Annotated in this window: 22 protein-coding genes; 10 read left to right on the top strand and 12 right to left on the bottom strand. The window is 64.6% G+C overall.

The window, feature by feature from the left end; all coding sequences use genetic code 11:
* The first annotated feature begins 60 nt into the window (after window positions 1-60).
* From U0S50_RS13260 to pal, 10 genes are all read left to right on the top strand, one after another.
* Window positions 61-807, top strand: coding sequence for a YebC/PmpR family DNA-binding transcriptional regulator (locus U0S50_RS13260; RefSeq protein ID WP_322309229.1), 747 nt, complete (start codon window positions 61-63; stop codon window positions 805-807).
* Window positions 808-912: 105 nt separating this feature from the next.
* Window positions 913-1,386, top strand: a complete 474-nt coding sequence (gene ruvC, locus U0S50_RS13265) for a crossover junction endodeoxyribonuclease RuvC (protein WP_322309230.1) — start codon at window positions 913-915, stop codon at window positions 1,384-1,386.
* A gap of 57 nt (window positions 1,387-1,443) precedes the next feature.
* Window positions 1,444-2,043: a Holliday junction branch migration protein RuvA gene (gene ruvA / locus U0S50_RS13270; RefSeq protein ID WP_322309231.1), complete on the top strand. Its 600-nt coding sequence runs from the start codon at window positions 1,444-1,446 to the stop codon at window positions 2,041-2,043.
* 113 nt (window positions 2,044-2,156) lie between these two features.
* Window positions 2,157-3,179: a Holliday junction branch migration DNA helicase RuvB gene (ruvB, locus tag U0S50_RS13275; protein WP_322309232.1), complete on the top strand. Its 1,023-nt coding sequence runs from the start codon at window positions 2,157-2,159 to the stop codon at window positions 3,177-3,179.
* 88 nt (window positions 3,180-3,267) lie between these two features.
* The gene (locus U0S50_RS13280) at window positions 3,268-3,747 is read left to right on the top strand and encodes a YbgC/FadM family acyl-CoA thioesterase (protein ID WP_322309233.1); all 480 of its coding nucleotides are present in this window, start codon (window positions 3,268-3,270) and stop codon (window positions 3,745-3,747) included.
* Between the two features lie 53 nt (window positions 3,748-3,800).
* A complete protein-coding gene (gene tolQ / locus U0S50_RS13285; protein WP_322309268.1) occupies window positions 3,801-4,439 on the top strand; it encodes a protein TolQ in 639 nt (212 codons plus the stop codon).
* Window positions 4,439-4,906, top strand: a complete 468-nt coding sequence (locus U0S50_RS13290) for an ExbD/TolR family protein (protein WP_322309234.1) — start codon at window positions 4,439-4,441, stop codon at window positions 4,904-4,906. Before tolQ ends, U0S50_RS13290 begins: the two co-directional genes overlap by 1 nt.
* Window positions 4,907-4,912: 6 nt before the next feature.
* Window positions 4,913-5,746 (top strand): hypothetical protein, encoded by an 834-nt coding sequence (locus tag U0S50_RS13295; RefSeq protein ID WP_322309235.1) that lies wholly within the window; start codon window positions 4,913-4,915, stop codon window positions 5,744-5,746.
* Between the two features lie 5 nt (window positions 5,747-5,751).
* Window positions 5,752-7,122 (top strand): Tol-Pal system beta propeller repeat protein TolB, encoded by a 1,371-nt coding sequence (gene tolB, locus U0S50_RS13300; protein WP_322309236.1) that lies wholly within the window; start codon window positions 5,752-5,754, stop codon window positions 7,120-7,122.
* Window positions 7,123-7,236: 114 nt separating this feature from the next.
* Entirely contained in the window at window positions 7,237-7,755 is a 519-nt protein-coding gene (pal, locus tag U0S50_RS13305) for a peptidoglycan-associated lipoprotein Pal (RefSeq protein ID WP_322309237.1), read from the top strand.
* On the opposite strand, the gene U0S50_RS13310 is transcribed toward pal, so the two are convergent.
* The 12 genes from U0S50_RS13310 to gspD are packed head-to-tail and all read right to left on the bottom strand — an operon-like array spanning window position 7,742 to window position 18,849.
* Window positions 7,742-8,512, bottom strand: a complete 771-nt coding sequence (locus U0S50_RS13310; protein WP_322309238.1) for a prepilin peptidase — start codon at window positions 8,510-8,512, stop codon at window positions 7,742-7,744. The genes pal and U0S50_RS13310 overlap by 14 nt on opposite strands.
* A 1-nt stretch (window position 8,513) precedes the next feature.
* Entirely contained in the window at window positions 8,514-9,233 is a 720-nt protein-coding gene (gene gspN, locus U0S50_RS13315; protein WP_322309239.1) for a type II secretion system protein N, read from the bottom strand.
* Window positions 9,230-9,712, bottom strand: coding sequence for a type II secretion system protein GspM (gspM, locus tag U0S50_RS13320; protein WP_322309240.1), 483 nt, complete (start codon window positions 9,710-9,712; stop codon window positions 9,230-9,232). Before gspM ends, gspN begins: the two co-directional genes overlap by 4 nt.
* The gene (gene gspL, locus U0S50_RS13325) at window positions 9,709-10,848 is read right to left on the bottom strand and encodes a type II secretion system protein GspL (RefSeq protein ID WP_322309241.1); all 1,140 of its coding nucleotides are present in this window, start codon (window positions 10,846-10,848) and stop codon (window positions 9,709-9,711) included. The genes gspM and gspL overlap by 4 nt, the downstream gene beginning before the upstream one ends.
* Before the next feature lie 10 nt (window positions 10,849-10,858).
* Entirely contained in the window at window positions 10,859-11,866 is a 1,008-nt protein-coding gene (gspK, locus tag U0S50_RS13330; protein ID WP_322309242.1) for a type II secretion system minor pseudopilin GspK, read from the bottom strand.
* Complete coding sequence (gene gspJ, locus U0S50_RS13335) at window positions 11,863-12,525, bottom strand: type II secretion system minor pseudopilin GspJ (protein ID WP_322309243.1); 663 nt, start codon at window positions 12,523-12,525, stop codon at window positions 11,863-11,865. Before gspJ ends, gspK begins: the two co-directional genes overlap by 4 nt.
* Window positions 12,522-12,938: a type II secretion system minor pseudopilin GspI gene (gene gspI, locus U0S50_RS13340; RefSeq protein ID WP_322309244.1), complete on the bottom strand. Its 417-nt coding sequence runs from the start codon at window positions 12,936-12,938 to the stop codon at window positions 12,522-12,524. The genes gspJ and gspI overlap by 4 nt, the downstream gene beginning before the upstream one ends.
* Before the next feature lie 40 nt (window positions 12,939-12,978).
* Window positions 12,979-13,473 carry a GspH/FimT family pseudopilin gene (locus U0S50_RS13345; protein ID WP_322309245.1) on the bottom strand — a complete coding sequence of 165 codons (495 nt, stop codon included), beginning with the start codon at window positions 13,471-13,473 and terminating at the stop codon, window positions 12,979-12,981.
* Window positions 13,448-13,930, bottom strand: coding sequence for a type II secretion system major pseudopilin GspG (gene gspG / locus U0S50_RS13350; protein WP_322309269.1), 483 nt, complete (start codon window positions 13,928-13,930; stop codon window positions 13,448-13,450). The genes U0S50_RS13345 and gspG overlap by 26 nt, the downstream gene beginning before the upstream one ends.
* Window positions 13,931-13,941: 11 nt before the next feature.
* Window positions 13,942-15,153, bottom strand: coding sequence for a type II secretion system inner membrane protein GspF (gspF, locus tag U0S50_RS13355; RefSeq protein WP_322309246.1), 1,212 nt, complete (start codon window positions 15,151-15,153; stop codon window positions 13,942-13,944).
* The gene (locus U0S50_RS13360; RefSeq protein ID WP_322309247.1) at window positions 15,146-16,639 is read right to left on the bottom strand and encodes a GspE/PulE family protein; all 1,494 of its coding nucleotides are present in this window, start codon (window positions 16,637-16,639) and stop codon (window positions 15,146-15,148) included. The genes gspF and U0S50_RS13360 overlap by 8 nt, the downstream gene beginning before the upstream one ends.
* A complete protein-coding gene (gspD, locus tag U0S50_RS13365; protein ID WP_322309248.1) occupies window positions 16,636-18,849 on the bottom strand; it encodes a type II secretion system secretin GspD in 2,214 nt (737 codons plus the stop codon). Before gspD ends, U0S50_RS13360 begins: the two co-directional genes overlap by 4 nt.
* Between the last annotated feature and the right edge of the window lie 2 nt (window positions 18,850-18,851).

The following is an 18,851-nucleotide window of genomic DNA, read 5'->3' on the forward strand; positions in this document are numbered from 1 at the left end:
TCGAAAGCCTGCACGCGCTAGGGCGGCGCCACAATTTTCCATATGTGATGGAGGTAGGCCGTGGCCGGCCATAGCAAATTCAAAAACATCATGCACCGCAAGGGCGCGCAGGATAAAAAGCGCAGCGCCCTTTTCTCCAAGCTCAGCCGCGAAATCACCGTGGCGGCAAAAATGGGTCTGCCCGATCCTGACGCCAATGCGCGCCTGCGCGCAGCCGTGAACGCCGCGAAGGCGCAGTCGATGCCCAAGGATAATATCCAGCGCGCGATCGACAAGGCGAGCGGCGGCGAAGGCGACAATTACGAGGAAATCCGCTACGAGGGCTATGGCCCCGGCGGCGTGTCGCTGATCGTCGAAGCGCTGACCGACAACCGCAACCGCACCGCAACCAACGTGCGCACCGCCTTTTCGAAAAATGGTGGAAATCTGGGTACGTCAGGCAGCGTCAGTCACGGCTTCGACCGGCTGGGCCTGATAAACTATCCTGCCGCCGCGGGCGATGCCGACACGGTGTTCGAAGCCGCGCTGGATGCCGGCGCCGACGATGTCGAATCGTCCGAGGATGGACATGACATCTGGACCAGCATCGACAGCCTGCACGAAGTGGCCAAGGCCCTGGAAGGCAAACTGGGTGAAGCCGAAGGCGTGAAACTCGCGTGGCGTCCAACGCTGAAAAGCGAAGTCGCGGACGAAAACGTCGCCCAGACTTTATTCAAACTGATCGACACACTCGACGACGACGACGATGTCCAGACCGTTTGGGGCAATTACGAAATCCCCGACGCCGTGATGGAAAAACTTGGGTGACAAACCCCTCCCCTCCCGCTTGCGGGAGGGGCCGGGGGTGGGCCGATGCACGGCACGCCGCCAGCCCGCCCCAACCCCAGCCCGCAAGCGGGAGGGTTTTCTGACATGATCATCCTGGGTCTCGATCCATCGCTCAGTTGTACCGGCTGGGGCATCATCCGTGTCGACGGCAGCCGCCTGATCCACATCGCCAACGGGCAGGTCAAGACCGACGCCAAGACCCCCCTGCCCGACCGACTAGCGTATCTCGATACCGTGCTAACGGCGGTGATTGTCGATCACGCACCGACGGCGGCCGCCGTCGAGGAAGTGTTCGTCAACGACAACCCCCAATCAACGCTGAAGCTCGCGCACGCACGGGGCGTTTCTCTGCTAGCCTGTGCGCGCGGCGGCTTGACGGTGGCCGAATATGCCCCGCGCCTCGTCAAGAAGGCGATCGTCGGCACCGGCAGCGCAGCAAAGGAGCAGGTACAGGCCATGCTACGTATCCTGCTGCCGGGCGCGAAGGTGGTGGGCGCCGATGCGGCCGATGCCCTGGCGGTGGCGATCTGCCATGCCAATCATCGCCGCCGCGCCTGACTTTTCGGTACACGCAAATTTGTTCCCTTTTCATTCCTGCCGCGCTAGGCATGTTTCATGATCGCGAAACTCAAGGGAAAGCTGGATAGCAGCGGCGCAGGCCATGCGGTGATCGATGTCGGCGGCGTGGGTTATCTGGTCGAGGCGTCGGCGCGCACCCTGGACGCGCTCGGCGCGGTTGGTGGTGAGGTTACCATCCATACAGAGATGCTGGTAGGCGAAGATTTCCTGCGGCTACTGGGCTTCGCCCGTGCCGAGGAACGCGACTGGTTCCGTCTTCTCACCAGTGTTCAGGGCGTGGGTGCAAAGGTTGCCCTCGCGATCCTCTCGGTCCTCGAGATCGCCGACCTGCAACGCGCGCTCGCGAGCGGTGAGAGCGCGATGATCGCGCGCGCCAATGGGGTCGGACCAAAGCTCGCGCAGCGGATAACCCACGAATTGAAAGACAAGGCTGGCGCCCTCGGCGGAATAGCGGGTTCGGGGCCAGTCCTGTCCACGACCACCGGCCCCCTCGGCGACGCCGTTGCCGCCCTCACCGGCCTTGGTTTCAAGCCCGCCGAAGCCAGCGCCGCAGTCGCAGCGGCAAGTGAAGAGTTGGGGTCAGGTGCAACATTGGACGGACTTGTCCGACTGGCGCTCAAAAAGGCTGCGAAATGAGCGGTCGGGTAAAGAACGCCCTCCATCCCGCGGCCGTCAGCTTCGCCCGGCCGATCGCGGCGGCAAAGCCCCATTTTCTTCGCCCTTGCGGGGCAAAGGTGTAGAACTCCCCCGTGACCGACCTCACCACTCCCATCCGCACTCCCGAAGATGCCGACGCAGCGCTGCGGCCAAAGTCACTGACCGAATTTGTGGGGCAGGCAGCAGCGCGTGAAAATTTGCGGATTTTCATCGAAGCAGCAAAGGCACGCGCCGATGCACTCGACCATGTACTTTTCTATGGGCCGCCAGGGCTGGGTAAAACCACGCTGGCCCAGATTGTCGCCAAGGAGTTGGGCGTCGGCTTTCGTTCCACCTCTGGCCCGGTGATCGCGAAGGCGGGCGACCTTGCCGCACTGCTCACCAACCTCGAGGACGGCGACGTCCTGTTCATCGATGAAATCCATCGGCTTTCGCCCGCAGTCGAGGAAATCCTCTATCCCGCGATGGAAGACCGTGCCCTCGACATCATGATCGGCGAGGGGCCGTCGGCGCGTAGCGTGCGCATCGACCTGCCGCAATTCACGCTGGTCGGAGCCACCACGCGGCAGGGCCTGCTGACAACGCCGCTGCGCGACCGCTTCGGGATTCCGGTGCGACTCAATTTCTACACCCATGCCGAACTCGAACAGGTCATCACCCGCGCCGCGCGGCTGCTCGGTCTGGCGATTGCGCCTGATGGAGCCCTGGAGATTGCCCGACGCGCGCGCGGAACGCCGCGTATCGCGGGTCGTCTGCTACGCCGCGTGCGCGATTTTGCGCATGTCGCGGGTCATGCGGTGGTCGACCGTTCTGCCGCCGATGCCGCGCTCAACCGGTTGGAGGTTGACGCACTCGGGCTCGATGCCATGGACCGCCGCTATCTGACCATGATCGCCGACATTTATCGCGGCGGCCCGGTCGGCGTCGAAACGCTTGCCGCTGGCCTGTCCGAACCGCGCGACACGATCGAGGATGTGATCGAACCCTATCTACTGCAAATCGGACTGATTGCACGCACCGCACGCGGCCGCACGCTGAACGCAGCAGCCTGGAAGCATCTGGGGCTCAATCCCCCGGCCGGAGCGCAAGACGGATTGTTCGACCAAGGAAAGTAGATGGATTTCCGTCAAACGTCGCTTGGCTGCGACGAACCCGCGTTAATCCTCTTTGCGACGAGTCGTTAGCTCGCTATCCATCGCGGCGATGACGCAAATGCCTCCCCCTTTCGTCCCCGGCGCCTTCGTCGGGACCGCGCATCATTATCGCGCGCGCGTCTATTTCGAAGACACCGACCTGTCGGGCATCGTCTATCACGCCAATTATCTGCGTTTCATGGAGCGAGCACGCTCTGACATGCTGCGACTTGCCGGAATAGACCAGCGCGCAGCGATGGAAGCCGGCGAAGGTGCCTGGGCCGTCACCGACCTTTCCATCAAATACCGTCGCCCGGCAAGGCTCGATGATGACCTGCTGGTGGTCAGCACTGTCGAAGCCGTTCGCGGAGCCAGCGTAATTATCGCGCAACGCATCCTTCGCGGTCATGATACGTTAAGCCCCGAAACGCTTACGGATGGGCAAGTCACCGCAGCCTTCCTGTCTCCCGGCGGCCGGCCGCGCCGCCAGCCAGATGATTGGGTCGGACGGTTCACCGCGATCATGAATGGAGAGAATTTCCCTTGCTAGACAATATCTCGCTGGCCGCCGACGCGGCGACCCTGTCCCCCATCGCGCTGTTTATGCAAGCCGACTGGGTCGTGAAGGCCGTGATGATCGGCCTGTTGCTGGCGTCGATCTATGTTTGGGCAGTCATCATTGGGCACGGGCGCGGCGTCGGCAAGCTGATGGGCGCTTCCGAACGGTTTGAGCGTGATTTCTGGCGCGCCGGCAACATCGACAAATTCTATGACGAAAACGGCCGCGAAGAACTGCCGAGCGCCAAGGTACTGGCTGCGGGTATATCGGAATGGCGCCGCTCTACTACCGGAAAGCGGGTCGATCGCGACGGCACCCGCGAACGACTGGGCATCGCCATGAATAGCGCCATCGCGGGCGAGATCGACAAGCTGGCCGACAAGATTGGCGCCCTGGCAACCATCGGGTCGGTTGCCCCCTTTGTGGGCCTGTTCGGCACCGTCTGGGGTATCATGCGCAGCTTCACCGCGATTGCGGCGGAGAACAACAGCAGCCTTGCCGTCGTCGCACCGGGCATTGCAGAGGCGCTGTTTGCGACCGCCATCGGCCTGTTTGCCGCCATTCCCGCGGTGATTGCCTATAACAGCTTCTCGCAGCGGCTGAATCGGCTTGAATCGCGGCTCGGTCGCTTTGCCGACGGGCTGCACGCAACCTTCAGCCGCGAACTGGAGGTCGAAGGCTGATGGCCATGACCGGACCCTCGGGCGGCGGTGGCAGTACGCGGCGTGGGCGCGGGCGCCAACGCGCGCCGATGTCGGAAATCAACGTCACGCCGCTGGTCGATGTGATGCTGGTGCTGTTGATCATTTTCATGATCACCGCACCGATGCTGGCGTCTGCCGTTCCGGTAAACCTGCCTGAAAGCCGGGCAAAGCCGATGGACAATGAGGAACAGGAGCCGATCCAGCTGTCGATCACCGCCGACGAGACGATCTATATCGGCGAGGATGAGGTGAGTGAAGCCGCGCTGCCCGCACGGCTCGACGCGATCGCACGCGCCGATGAACAGAATGAACGGCCGCGCCAGATCATGCTGCGCGCCGACAAAGCTTTGCTGTTCGGCCGGGTCGCCTGGGTGATGGGCGAACTCAATCGCGCCGGACTGACCCGCATCTCGATGGTCACAACCGGTTCAGACAATGAGCCCTAGGCACGGATGATGGCAGCCGCACGTGCATCTTGGGGAACGGAAAGGAGGGGCGTCGCCGTTGCGGTCGCGCTCCATGTCGTCGTGATCGGTCTATTGTCGGTGCAATGGACAGCCGGTGAACGCCGGTTCGATAACCCGCCGATGGAAGTCGATCTGATCGCCGAGACCGCCCCGATCTCGACCGCCCCGATCATCAGCGAAAGCCCACCCGCTGCACGCTTGGGCGAAGAGTTCACCAACGACATCGCCGCCCCTGCCCCCGTCCCGACACCCGCTCCGCCGATCCCCGATCCCATCGTGCGGCCGAATCCGGCCCCGGCGCCCAAACAGGTCAAACGCCCACCCCCGACGCCGCCGAAGAAGCAGGCGCCGCCCGCGCAGAAGAGTCAGCCCAAGGCAACACCGAAAGCGCCATCAGCGAAGGATCGGACCACTCGGCCGACAGGACGGCTCGACGGCATCGCCGAAGGGCTTTCGAAAACGCAGCCCAAAACCCCGGCAAGCAAGGGCGCCCCCGCTGCGGCGACCGCGGCCGAGGTGAAACGGTCGATCGACGTCAGTATAAAATCTGCTGTTGCTCCGCGCTGGAACAGCTGCCGCGTCAGCGGGGTCGATGTCGATCAGTTGAAAACCGTCGTCAAATTTCGCCTCACTCGTAGTGGTACGTTGGCGGGCTTCACCAGTGTCACGACCAGCGGCGATAATGAAAGCAACAAATTCCAGATTCAGCGGCATCAGGAATGTGCCAAACGTGCGGTCGAACTTTCCGCCCCCTTCGACCTGCCGGAAGACAATTACGACTTCTGGCAGAATTACACGCTCGATTTCATCAAGAGGTAAGCGAGATGCTCCGTCCAATCACCCTGACCCTCGCACTGGCCTTCGCCGTAACGCCCGCTCTGGCGCAGGAGGTGAATGCTCCTGCTCCACCCGCGATCACCAGCACGTCGGAACCGCGCGAAACCATCGAAGGCACGCTATCGCAAGATCGCACGGTCGTCGCCATTCCGGCGCTCGCCACCCCCGAGGTTCAGAATGTAGCGGGCCTGCGCACCGACAGCCTGGGACGCCAGATCGCCGAAGTGATCGCATCGGACCTTGAACGCAGCGGTCTTTACGCTCCGCTCGGTCCCGGTAGCGTCCGCGCGATTACCATGGGCGAAGTCACGGCGCCGCGCTTTGCCGACTGGCAGGCACGCAACGCCGAAAATGTCGTCCACGGCTTTGTGCGGGCCAACGGCACCGGCGGACTGATCGTCGGATGCTATCTCTACGACACCGCGCTGGGTAGCGAGCTTGTCCGGCAAGGGTTCGAAATCCAGCCCGGCGACTGGCGCCGCGCCGCGCATAAATGCGCCGACGCCATTTATTCGCGACTATCGGGCGAAGCTCCCTTCTTCGACAGTCGTGTTGCCTATGTCGCGGAAAGCGGTCCCAAGGGGAACCGTACCAAACGCCTTGCGATCATGGATTCAGACGGGGGCAATCACCGTTTCATCACCAACGGCCAGGCGCTGGCCATCAGCCCGCGCTTTTCACCCGACTACAAAAAGATCGTCTATGTCAGCTATTTGAACAACCGCGTCCGCGTGTTCATCTATGACGTCACGGCGGGAACGCAGAAGCTTGTGACCGAAAGCGGGAACACGACCTTTGCACCGCGCTGGTCCCCCGATGGCAGGCAAATCCTGTATTCGATGGCGGTCGGTGGAAACACCGATATCTATCGTGTCTCGGCCGACGGCGGCACGCCGGTACGGCTGACCAGCGCACCGGGTATCGACGTCGGCGGCAGCTTTTCTCCCGATGGCAGGAAGATCGTTTTCGAAAGCGATCGGTCGGGAAGCCAGCAGCTTTACACGATGAACATCGACGGATCAGATCAGCGCCGGATCAGCTTTGGCGGCGGGCGTTACGCAACACCCGAATGGTCGCCGCGCGGCGACCTGATCGCCTTTACTCGGCTGGGTGGCGGCGAATTCCGTGTTGGTGTGATGACACCGTCGGGAGGCGGCGTCCGGATGCTGACCAACAGCTGGCAGGACGAGGCCCCAACCTGGTCGCCGAACGGCCGCGTGATTCAGTTTTTCCGCACCACGCCGGGCCGCGAGGGCAAGTCCAGCCTGTGGCAGGTCGATTTGACCGGCGTAAACCTGCGGCGCCTGCCGACGCCGCAGGACGGGTCAGACCCGAGCTGGGGCCCCATCCTTCCCTGATCCCCGGGAAACGACGGGAACCAAAGGAAATCCACGGGGTTCCATTAGCGCATTCAACATGGGTTAATCCCGCCCGATCACCAGTCAAACCGCAACAAGCAGAGGACGGAAAAGATGACGATACGTAAAACCACCGCAATGATCGCGGCGATCACCATGCTTGCCGTTGGCGCCTGCGCCAAGAAGGCGCCGGACGATCTTCCGCCGCCGCCCACCGGGACCGAAACCGGAACGGGCACCGATACGGGAACCGGCACCGGCGTTGTGCCGGGTTCGCAGGAAGACTTTGTCGCGAGCGTATCGTCCGACCGCATTTTCTTTGGCTTCGACCAGTATAATGTCGATGCCGAGGACCAAGCGACACTTCGCAGCCAAGCGCAGTGGTTGCAGCGCAACCCCGCAGTGCGCGTCACGCTAGAAGGGCATGCCGACGAACGCGGCACCCGCGATTATAATATCGCGCTCGGTGAACGACGCGCCAATGCTGCTAAAAATTATCTGGCCTCGCTGGGCGTTGATCCGTCGCGTATCCAGGTGCTGAGCTATGGCAAGGAACGCCCGGCCGCTCTTGGTTCGACAGAGGAGGCTTATGCCCAGAACCGCCGCGCGGTGACGGTCGTTATCGGCCGCTGAGCAACGGCCAAAAAGGCACCGCTACCCAGGCAGCGGAGCAGGCAAAAACACCGAAGGGGACCCGTCGCTGGCCTAGCGATCGGTCCCCTTTTCTTTGGGTGACAAGCGCCCAGATGATGCCGCCCAAGCTGGCGAGCAGCAATATGAGCGGCAGTACTTGCCAACCCGTCCAAGCCCCAACCGCCGCAACCAGTTTTGGATCACCGCCCCCCATACCATCGCCACCACGCTGACGCCGATACACCCAGGCAATTGCGGCGAGCGCCGCACCACCGACCACCGCGCCGATCCAGCGATCAAGCAGCGACATGCCGAGCATAGGCCCGGCGAGCAACAGGCCGGCAAGCGCCAGCAACAGGTTGAGCCGGTCCGGTAACCAGAAATGGCGCGCATCGAGCAGTGCGAGCGGCAACAGCAGCCAGCCGAACAGGGCCCACAACCAACCGGCCACACCGGGCATCAACGCGACAGCAGTGGCGCCTAGTGCCGCCGCCGTCCATTCGACGCGGCTATGAAAAGGGTCAATGGGACTGCCGCAGCAGCGACAACGCCCACGCTGGACGGCAGCCGATAGGACCGGGATCAGGTCGCGTAGCCCCAGCACGCGCCCGCAACCGTCACAACAGGATCTGCCACGCACCGAGCGCCCGGCTGGCCAACGCAATACCAGCGTCGCAATGAAACTGCCAAGGATTAAGCCGATCAATGCGGCAAGAAGGACGCCCGCACCATAGGGCAGAGCGCCAAGATCGAGCATGTCAGAAACGGCCCGTTGTCGTCAGCACAAAACCACCGGTCCCGGCCTTGAACCCCATGGCGGCAAGCGCGGCGGCCATCGCAGGGTCGCGATCGACATTGATCGCAAGGCGGGCGCGATACGCTCCCTTGCCGTCAAAGGCCAACGTCAGTCTTTCCATACCCGACTGGCTGGCCAGAGCTGCCTGCACGCGCCCACCCACGCAAGACAGTGGCCCCGACAGCCCGCGCGACAGGTCGAGTCCGGCGATCGGGGCAGCGATCACGAGCTGCAGACGCCCGCCCGCCTCGACACATTTTCCTGCCCCGTTGAAGCGCGCCGTCGCGCCTTCGAAGCGCAGCGTGTCGAGAGGGATCACGCCCAGCCCGCCGATCAGCATCGTCGCACCCTGTACGTCCGATACGCCGCGCGGATGGCTGCCGTGCAACCGCCCGGTAAGCGCACCAAGCCGTTCGTCAGCGCGCGCAAAGATCAGTTCGACACGCCCGGTCAACAACGCCAGAGGCGACAGGCTGGCGTGCACGGTACCAAGCGGCAATACGCCGAGACGCGCGTCGGCCAGTTCGCCCGACCACACCGACCCGTGAACGGCGCGCGCCGTGATCCCCGCATCGCCGGCCCCCGACCAGCCGAGCGCAAGCCGCATCGGAAAGGTCGCAACAATCAACGACAGCGCAAGGACCAACCCGGCGGCGATCCAGCGACCGCGCGGCACTCTCATTGTCCGTCCTTTCGCAGTTCGGCGGTCATCCCGACGGTACCGTCGGCTGCCGGGGTGATAGTGAGTTGATCGACGACAAAACCCTGCGCCTCCAGCGAAGCAAGCCAGTCCGTCAGAACGGGTGCTTTCGCGGTCGCGATGGCGATGGCCGCGACATGCGCCCCCCGCGCCTCATTGCGATCAAGCGTCAGGCCTATCTCACCAGCCGATTGTACCAGATATTGATCTATCGCGACTGCATCGACTGCCGCGGCGACCGCTTTGGCAGGACGCTGGGCTAGCAATTGCACCTTGGCCGCAACGCGCCCTTCGCGTTCGACGGCGGCGCGGTGCTGCACTTCCAGATCAACGAAAGCGGCATAAAGCGGACGCGCAAATGCCCAGGCAAGCACCGCAAGGGTCAGTCCGCCCGCGATGCCGACCAGCCACTGCTCTCGCCGTGACAGGGCGATCCACCAGTTTTTCGCGCCGTCCATCATGGCACCGCCCGGATCGTCACATTGGCCATTTGTTGTCCGTCATTGCCCGCCATCGGCTGTGCCGTGATACGGTAACCACGCGCCTGGATCGCGATCAGCACCGCGTTGATATCCTCGACCCGCGGTGCCGCGAGCGTGGTCGTCAGCGTCCCGTCGGTGCGGTGCGACATTGTCTTCAAGGATACGCCCGGCGTATCCCTCAGAGCATCGTACAACGCCGATGCTGGCACAGAAAAAGCGAGCGGCCCACCGCCCACAGCAGCAAGGCGCCGGTCAAGTTCTGCCTCCGCGGCAGCCGCATCGGTGGCGGCTACGCCTGCCTTTTCCGCCGTCACCACAGCTGCTGCATCGGCACGCCGGGTATCGGACGACAGGCGCAGCGCGTAAACGATCGGGATCAACAGGCTGACGACCATCAACGCTGCCGCCAATTGCTTCGCCAGCCGCGCCATCGCGGGGTCGACCACCCAGGTCCGCTTCGGTTTCCATGCGCCGGAGAGAAGATCGAGCGGCGGTGCAGCAAGCGAAAGCAACAATGCCGTGCGCATCCGATCGGTATCAAGTGGCATGACAGGACGCCCGGCGGCGATTAGCGCATCCAATTCGAGGTCGGAAGCATAGGCGCGATCTTCGCTGCGAATGATCTGCTCGCCGCCGCACTCCGCCACCCACAGCGATCCGGGTTCCGGCGGCGGCACGATAGCGGCTGCGGGAATAATCACGTCGGCCGTCAGCCCTTGATCGGCAAGCCAAGCCGTCCAAGCGGTCATCGCGGGGTGTGTAGTAATGGCAACCGGAACCGCCTGCCCCGCATCGGCGGGTTGCCCCGCAGCGACATGCAGCGCGGCGGGATCGCCTAGGCTGTCCTTCAATATGTCGACGCGAGCGGCTACAGCCGCCTGCGCGGGTGTCGCTTCGGGAAAATGGTACCAGCGCAGCGGCACATCGGCGGCAGGGGCGAGTGCGATCAACCTTATGGCGTCGGCACGGCCATCGTCGGGATGTTCCCAACTATCGGTCCAGCCATCATCTTGTCCCGAATCGACAATTACTCCATCATCGACGCGCAACCACGCGGTACGAGCCGTACTCCCTTCTTCCAGGTTTGCTGTCGTGGGCAGCCAAAGAATCAACATGCACGTCACGTCAGTCGGCCTCGCCCCAGTCGCGGCGCACGATGACCGGCGGTACCTGCCCCGCCGCCGGGGCGCCGCCATTGGCATCAATGAGCGAATGTGCCGTCAAGAAACCGTCCCCCATTGTCACCTGCGTCGTCAGCGCCAGCCAGCGGCTGTTCACCCCGGCCTGTTCGGCCACGTCCTGCGACGGCTTGACCCGTTCGAGTGAACGCGCCTGCCAGAATCGAACCGCGCTGCCATAGCCGTCTGCAGGCCGCGCGGCCAGCGCCGCCCGCGCATCGGCGGTCGAGATCTGGCCCGGGACCAGCATCGCGACGAGCGGCGCCTGTTCGGGAGCCAGCGTGTTGACGTTGAGGCGGACGGGTTCGGTGACCGGCAGCGCGCAGATCCATGGTTTCAGCCGCGCATATATTTTGGCGCTGACGCCGCGCACCGCGCGCAATTCGCTGACATCCACCATCGGGCGGTTCGCGGGCAAATAGCTGGTCTGCATCGCGCGATAGACGCCATCCTCCGCCCCGAGCGGGCCGTCGTTGCTGTCGCTGTCGATCCAGTCGGCGGCCGCGCCGGCAATCGCCATCGCTTCGCCGCGATCGATACCGAGCAAGGTCATAAGTTCAGTGAACTGAGCAACCGCGCCCGACCGCTGGCTGAACCGGCCCGGCGCGGTTTCGGCGACCAGACTATTGAGGTTGAAGCAATTATTGGCGTCGGACAGTCGCGCCCGCCCTTCGCCGCCGGGCAGCGGCAGGGTGAAGTCGCGGCCGAGCCAGCCGCCCGCGAGCGTCAGGCGCGCGGCGTCGCGGCGGACCAGTTCGCCAACCCGGCGCAGCGCGATTTCCTCGGCGGCAAAAGCATAGGCGCGGCCCTGATCGACGGTCGCCGCGCTGCCCGCGATCCGTGTCGCGAGCGTCAGCCGGTCGAGCGCGGTGGCTGCGATCACCGCCATCACCGCAACAAGCAGCAGCACGCTGAGCAGCGCCGCGCCGCGTTCCTGGGGATGGCGTACCGTCATGGTGCGGCGCCCGCGGCCGGCGGCGGCACGGGTGCCGGCGCGACGAGGAAGAAAAGGACGAGCGGCGCCCGCCCTTCGCGGGTCAGCCGCAGTTCGACCGCGCGCGGCAAGCGATCGCCCGGATCGGACGTCCAACTGTCCCCCCAATTTCCTTCGGCATCGCGGTAACGGAGCTGCGCGGCGGTGACCTGACGGGCGATCGCGTCGCCCTCTCCCAGCGCGGTGCCGTCGAGCATCGGCTGTACCGCGCGGCGCCATTCGCCGCCGGCCAGGGCATAGCCGACACGCTCGACCGCGGGGCGCGGACCGCCCGCCGCCGCCCCTGCCCCGGCATGGACAAAGGCGAAGCCGCTCGCCGATCCGGCAAAGGCCGGAAGCGCCTCCCCTGCTTGGCCGCGCGTCGGGCGCGGCACCGCCTGCGCCAGATCATTCGCCATCACCGCGCGCAGCCGGTTGACGCCGCCCATCGCTTTCAGTCGCTGCTGCACCGCATCCTGGGTATCGACGCTGGCGCGCAGCAAACCGACCCCGATGGCGGCAATCGCCGCGAACAGCGAGAGCGCGACCAACATTTCGACGAGGGTGAAGCCGCATTGTGCTTCCCCTCCCTTCGGCGCGCGCAGGACGAACCGGGAAAAGATCGATCGGCGTCCCGTCATCGCGACGGCCGAATGATCGTCAACGCCGCCTGCCCGCGCCCGGCGGCGGGACGGACGATCAGGTCGATGCGCAGCAGGCTGTCGTCGGCGGTCCGCGCGACGCGCTGTTCGATACGCCAGTCGCGCCCGCCATTGGTCACCATCGCAGCGCTGGCACCGATCGTCGGCGGCACCGGGTCAGTCCACAATTCGACCGCGCGATTCTGGGCGACGATCCCCGCCATCGTGCTTTCATCAAGATCGCCCGCGGTGCGCACCGCATAGGCGTCGAGCCGTACCAGGGTCAGCGCCGCGATGCTGATGATGCTGAGCGCCACCAGCATTTCCAGAAGGGTGAAACCGCGCTGGTCGCCAGACCGGCGCGCCCCGGCGAAGGCCGGGGCCTCGGTAGGCCATACGGAACGTGGCTTCATACCGCTCTGGACCCCGGCTTTCGCCGGGGAACGGCTAATTTTATTCGCCACGCCGGACCTCCCCCGTTGCCGAGACATGGATGATTTCGCGCGTATCGCCGCCCGCCAGCACCACGGCTTGCGGCGTCGGACTGGTGCCGACCCGGTCGAACAGGATCCGCGCCGCCGCCTGGCCGTCGCCCGCCACGAAGCGGACATCGCCGGGCCAGTTGTGCTGTTCGAACGCGCGCCCGGGTAGCGGTTGCCATTCGCCCGCGACCCGGCGTTCAAAGCCATAACCCGACGGCGCGAAATTAACCGCGACGCTGCGCCCTTCGATCACCGCGACATCGCGCGCGGCGGCAAGCCGCGCGGCGAGCCGGTCGGCCTCGCCGCGCAGCGTGCGTTCCTCACCCGGGATGGTCAGCACGACGGCGGTTGCGGCGAGTGCCAGGATAGCCAGCACCACCATCAGTTCGACCAGCGTGAAACCGCGGGTGGCGCGCGGTCGGGGACCGGGTGCCGCCGCCTCAGCTGTCTCCGCGAATATCGGCATTGTCATCGGTTCCGCCGGGCGCGCCGTCGGCGCCGAGCGACCAGAGGTCGAACGCCTTTCCGTTCGGCCCCGGCGCCTGATAATTATAGGGGCGGCCCCACGGATCGGCGGGCAGTTTCTTGATATAGCCGCCGCGGCGATAGCGTTCGGGCTGGGCAAGCGAAGGCGGCGCCGTCACCAGCGCATTCAGCCCGTCGGTCGATGCGGGATAGGTCAGATTGTCGAGGCGATATTGTTCGAGCGCGCTTTCCAGCGTCGCAATATCGGCCCTGGCCTTGGTCACCATCGCCTTGTCCTGGCTGGGCAGGACGTTGATCATCACCACCGTGGCGAGCAGCCCGATGATGAAGATCACGACCATCAGTTCGGTCAGCGTAAAGCCGCGTTCGCCCCGGCGCCGACGGCGCGGTACCGGTGGGCGCGAGGGATCGAGGATCAGGCGAAAAAAAAGCTGCATCAGCGACATTATTATAGTCCTGCAAGATTCTGCAACTGTAGGATGGGCAGAAGGATGGCGAGGATGATCAGGGCAACGCACGACCCCATAACGACAATTATGACAGGTTCGAGTAGGGCCATCGAGGCGGCAGTAAAGCGGTCGAACTCGCGCTCCAGATAATCGGCCGCGCGTTCGAGCATCGATTCGAGCCGGCCGGCGCTTTCGCCGCTGGCGGTCATATAGACGAGCAGCGGCGGAAAGACCCCGGCGTCGCGCAGCGCCGCCGACAGGCTGCCGCCCGCGCGCACCTGATCGACGATATGCGCGGTCGCGCCCGCGAGCGCGGCGTTGCGGATCGTCGGGACGGTCAGCCGCAGCCCTTCGACCAGCGGCAGGCGGCTCGATACCATCGTCGACAGGGTGCGCGCGAAACGCGCCGCATGAAGGTCGCGCAGCAGGCGGCCGAGCAGTGGCAACCGCAGCAGCCGCGCATCGACTCGCGCCTTGAAGGCGGAGCGCCGCATCGCCTGTACCCAGCCGAAGACGCCGAGCGCCAGTAACAGGGCGACGAGCCACCACCAATCGGCGGCAAAGGTCGAAAGGGCGATCACCGCGCGGGTGAGCCAGGGAAGCTGTTGCCCGACATCGGTGAATTGTTCGACGACGCGCGGGACGACAAAGATCATCAGCGCCGCAACCACCCCGATCGCGACGACCGCGAGGACGACCGGATAGGCGAGCGCAGCGACCAGCTTGCCGCGCACCTCGGCCTGGCGTTCGAGCAGGTCGGCAAGGCGCGCGAGGATGACGGTGAGGCTGCCCGTCGTTTCACCCGCCGCGACCATGGCGCGATAGAGCGGCGGAAAACTGGCCGGCTGGCGCCCCATCGCGTCGGCGAGGCGGCGGCCTTCGAGCAGGCCGGCATGAACATCGCCGATCACCTCGCGCGCGCTGTCGGCCTCGCTCTGCCGGGTCAGCGTGCGCAGCGCCTCTTCGAGCGGCGCGACCTCGGCGAGCGTCGCCAGCTGGCGGGTGAAAAGCGCAAGCTCCTTGCGGCCGAGCCGGTCCTTGCGAAAGGCAAACAGCGAACGCCCCGGCTTCGCCCCCGCCGCTTCGACGGCGACGATATGGAATTTGCGGGCGATCAGGCCGGCGCGGGCGGCATCGTCGTTGGCGGCGGTCAGCCGCCCCTTGCGCTCGCGGCCCTGCGGATCGATCGCCACATAGCGATAATCAGGCATCGACATCCTCACGCCGCGCGATGCGGATCGCCTCTTCGGGGGTCGTCAGTCCCTTGGCAACCATCGCGCGCGCTGCCGAGGCGAGCGTCGGTGCCTTCAGAAACGCATGTTTCGCGATCATCGCCTCGTCGCCGCCCGCGTAAATATAGCGGCGCACCGTTTCATCGACCTTGATCGCCTCGAACACCCCGACGCGGCCCTTGAAGCCGGCTCCGCCACATGCCTCGCACCCCTTCGGCCGCCAGATAACGGTGCCGATGTCGAGCCCGAGCATCGCCGCGATGCTGTTATCGGCCTGCACCGGCTCGCGGCAATGGTCGCAAAGCTTGCGCACCAGCCGCTGGGCGATCACCGCACGCAGCGTCGACGCCAGCAGAAATGGTTCGACTTTCAGGTCCTTAAGGCGCGTTATCGCCCCCACTGCATCATTGGTGTGAACGGTCGACAGGACGAGGTGGCCGGTGAGCGAGGCCTGCACTGCAATATCGGCGGTTTCGCGGTCGCGGATTTCGCCGACCATCACCACATCGGGGTCCTGGCGCAATATCGCACGCAACCCTGCCGCAAAATCGAGCCCGACCTTGGCATTCACCTGGGTCTGGCCGACCCCATCGACGGCATATTCGACCGGATCCTCGACGGTCAGGATATTGCGCTGGCCATCGTTTAATTGCTTGAGCGCGGCATAGAGCGTTGTCGTCTTGCCCGATCCGGTCGGGCCGGTGACAAGGATGATGCCATTGGGTTCGGCGAGCGCCTCGCGCAAGACCTGGTCAGCGGCGCCCGACAGACCGAGGACGTCGAAATCGATCCCCGCCGCATCCTTGTCCAGGATACGCATCACCACCCGCTCGCCCGCGCGGCTGGGCAGCGTCGAGACGCGGACATCGACGGCCTTGCCCGCCAACGTCAGCGCGATACGGCCGTCCTGCGGCACGCGGCGTTCGGCGATGTCGAGCCGCGCCATTACCTTGATGCGGCTGACCACCACCGGCGCGACGTGCGGCGGCATGCGCAGATGTTCGCGCAGCACCCCATCGGTGCGCATCCGCACGACGAGCCCGCTTTCATAGGGTTCGATGTGAATGTCACTGACGCCCTGGCGCACCGCTTCGGCAATGATCGCGTTGATCAGCCGGATCGCCGGGGCATCGTCAGCGCTGTCGAGCAGATCCTCGGCGCTCGGAAGGCTGAGATCGAGATCCCCGCCGTCGAGCGAGCCCGCCATCGCCGCCGAGGCATCGACGGCATAATGGTCCGAGAGCAGTCGGTCGAAATCGGCGGTGCTGGCGGTGGTGACGTGCAGCGGCTGCGCCAGATAGCGCTTGACCTCGATCAGCACGGCCGGATCGGCGTCGGCACGCAACGTCGCGAGCCAGCCGCCTTCACCGTCGGGCGCAATCACCACGCCGTGAGAGCGCGCAAAGCCATAGGGTATGTCGACCGGCGCCGCGTGCTGCGGCGCCGCCGGTTCGGTGTCGGTCAAAGCCCGCCTCCCTCTGCCGGCGGGGGCGGCGCGCTGTTCGTCGAGGGCGGAACGTCGGCGGGGGCGATGCTTCCGTCGGGACGGCGAAGGCCGGGAAGGTCGCCCGGCGCGACGGTGATGTCGGCGGCGTTCGCTTCGCTCGGCACCGGCGGCACCGTGCCCAGATAGTCCCGGACCAGCGTGTCGATCGCGGGTTCCTGATCAGGATTACGTTGCAACTGGAAATTGCGGACATAACCATAGCGACGCGCGGTCAGCGCGGCATTGTCCTCACGGCTGCGCAGGATTGTCGGGCGGATGAACACCATCAAATTGGTCTTTGCCCGCGTCCGGCTGCGCGATTTGAAGAGTTCGCCGAGCAGCGGGATATCGCTAAGCAGTGGAATGCGCTCGATCGTGCGGCGTTCATCGTCGTTGAGCAGCCCGCCGATGGCTAGAATTTCACCATCGTCGACGGTCAGCGTGGTTTCAAAGGCCCGCTTGTTGAGAATCAGATCGCTGTTGCGCGACGACACCGGGCCGGCGACGCTTGACACTTCCTGGCGAAGGAACAGCTTGACCTCACCGGCGCCATTGACCTGCGGCGTCACCTCCAGCTTGATCCCGACTTCCTCGCGCTGAACCGTCCGAAAAGCATTATCGAAATTTTTGGACAGCGCTTCGCCGGTGGTGATGGGCACATCCTGCCCCACCAGAAATTTCGCCGCCTGATTGTCGAGCGTGACAATGTGCGGCGTCGCGAGCAAGTTTGACGTCGTGTCCGATTTCACGGCGTTGATGATGGCACCAAACACGGTGTTCTTTCCGATATCACCCGCAAATCCGGCAAATCCGCCCGTAGCCGACAACAAAGACGCCGCGGCGGCCTCTTGCAGGCTATTGCCAAGCGCACTCGTCGTCTGGGTAACTACGGTTTCACCGTCCACCGTGGTCTTGTCCTGCGTCAGCTTCGTCGCGGCATATGCTCCGCCAAGCGTCAAGATATTGGGCTGCGCGTTGCCGTAGCTGGTCGCGACGAAAGGAATATTCTTGCCGCCGAGCAAAAACTGGACACCCAGCCGCTTGGCCGCATCGTCGCCGATCTCGACGACAATCGCTTCGACCAGTACCTGTTCGCGGCGGCTGTCGAGCTGGCGGATCAACTCGCCGAGCATCCGCTGCACGTCCGAATTGGCCGCAACGATGATGGCATTCGCCCCTTCATAGCGGGTGACGATCGCCGGACCGCGCGTCGCGATGCTGCCGCCCGCGCCGCTCACCGTCGAGGAGGCAGCAGTGGGCGCCGCAACCGGCGCACCGGCGCCTGCGCCATTACCGGACGAAGACGAGCTAGAAGCAGGCGGGAGGCCAGCCTTTTGCGCGGGATCGCTACCGCCGCCAACCAATTGCTGCAGTGTTGGCAGCAAGGTTTCGGCATTGGCATGTTCGAGCCAGTAAACGCGCAACTCCGTCCCGCCAGCTGCCTTCTGGTCGAGGTCTGTCGCCATCTGGACGAAACGCGCGACCAGCGCCTGATCGCCTCTCAAAGCAATTGCATTGCTGCTATCGATCGGCACTATCGCGACCGGCGCCTGAGCTCCCTCCCCAGCGGCCGGAACAAGCGCCTGCAACGCTGCCGCAATTTCGCGTGCACCCGCATTTTTTAGCGTCACGACGCGGCTTGTCGATGTGTCGCGGTCGATGCTCGACGCTAGCGCACGGATACGGCGGATATTGTCGGCGAAGTCCGCCACGACCAAACTGTTGGCGTTGCGGTTCGCGGTCAGCGACCCTTGCGGGCTTACCAGTGGACGTAAGGTTTCGACGGCGGCCACTGCATCAATGTGCTTCAGTCGAATAATCTCTGTAACGAATTGGTTCTGTGCCGCGCGGGCGCTTCCGATACGTCCCGGCTGCGCAGCTGCTCCATCGATCGGCTGGACGCGGTAACTGCCGTTCGGTCCAGGCACGGCCACCAGACCGTTCGAACGAAGCGTCGCGAGAAAAATCTCAAAATATTCGCTTCGCGACAGCGGACGGTCGGTAACGACCGACACTTTGCCATTCACGCGGCCATCGATAACGAAGGTACGGCCCGTGATCCGCGCCGCATCCTGAATGAAAGCGCGAATATCGGCATCGCGGACATTGAGCGTATATTGTGCGAGCGTTGGAACCGGAACGGCTGAAACCAGAGCGACCGCAAGCATCAAGGACAGTTTAAAGCGCATAG

It is taken from the genome of Sphingopyxis sp., assembly GCF_034380315.1.
GTDB lineage: Bacteria > Pseudomonadota > Alphaproteobacteria > Sphingomonadales > Sphingomonadaceae > Sphingopyxis.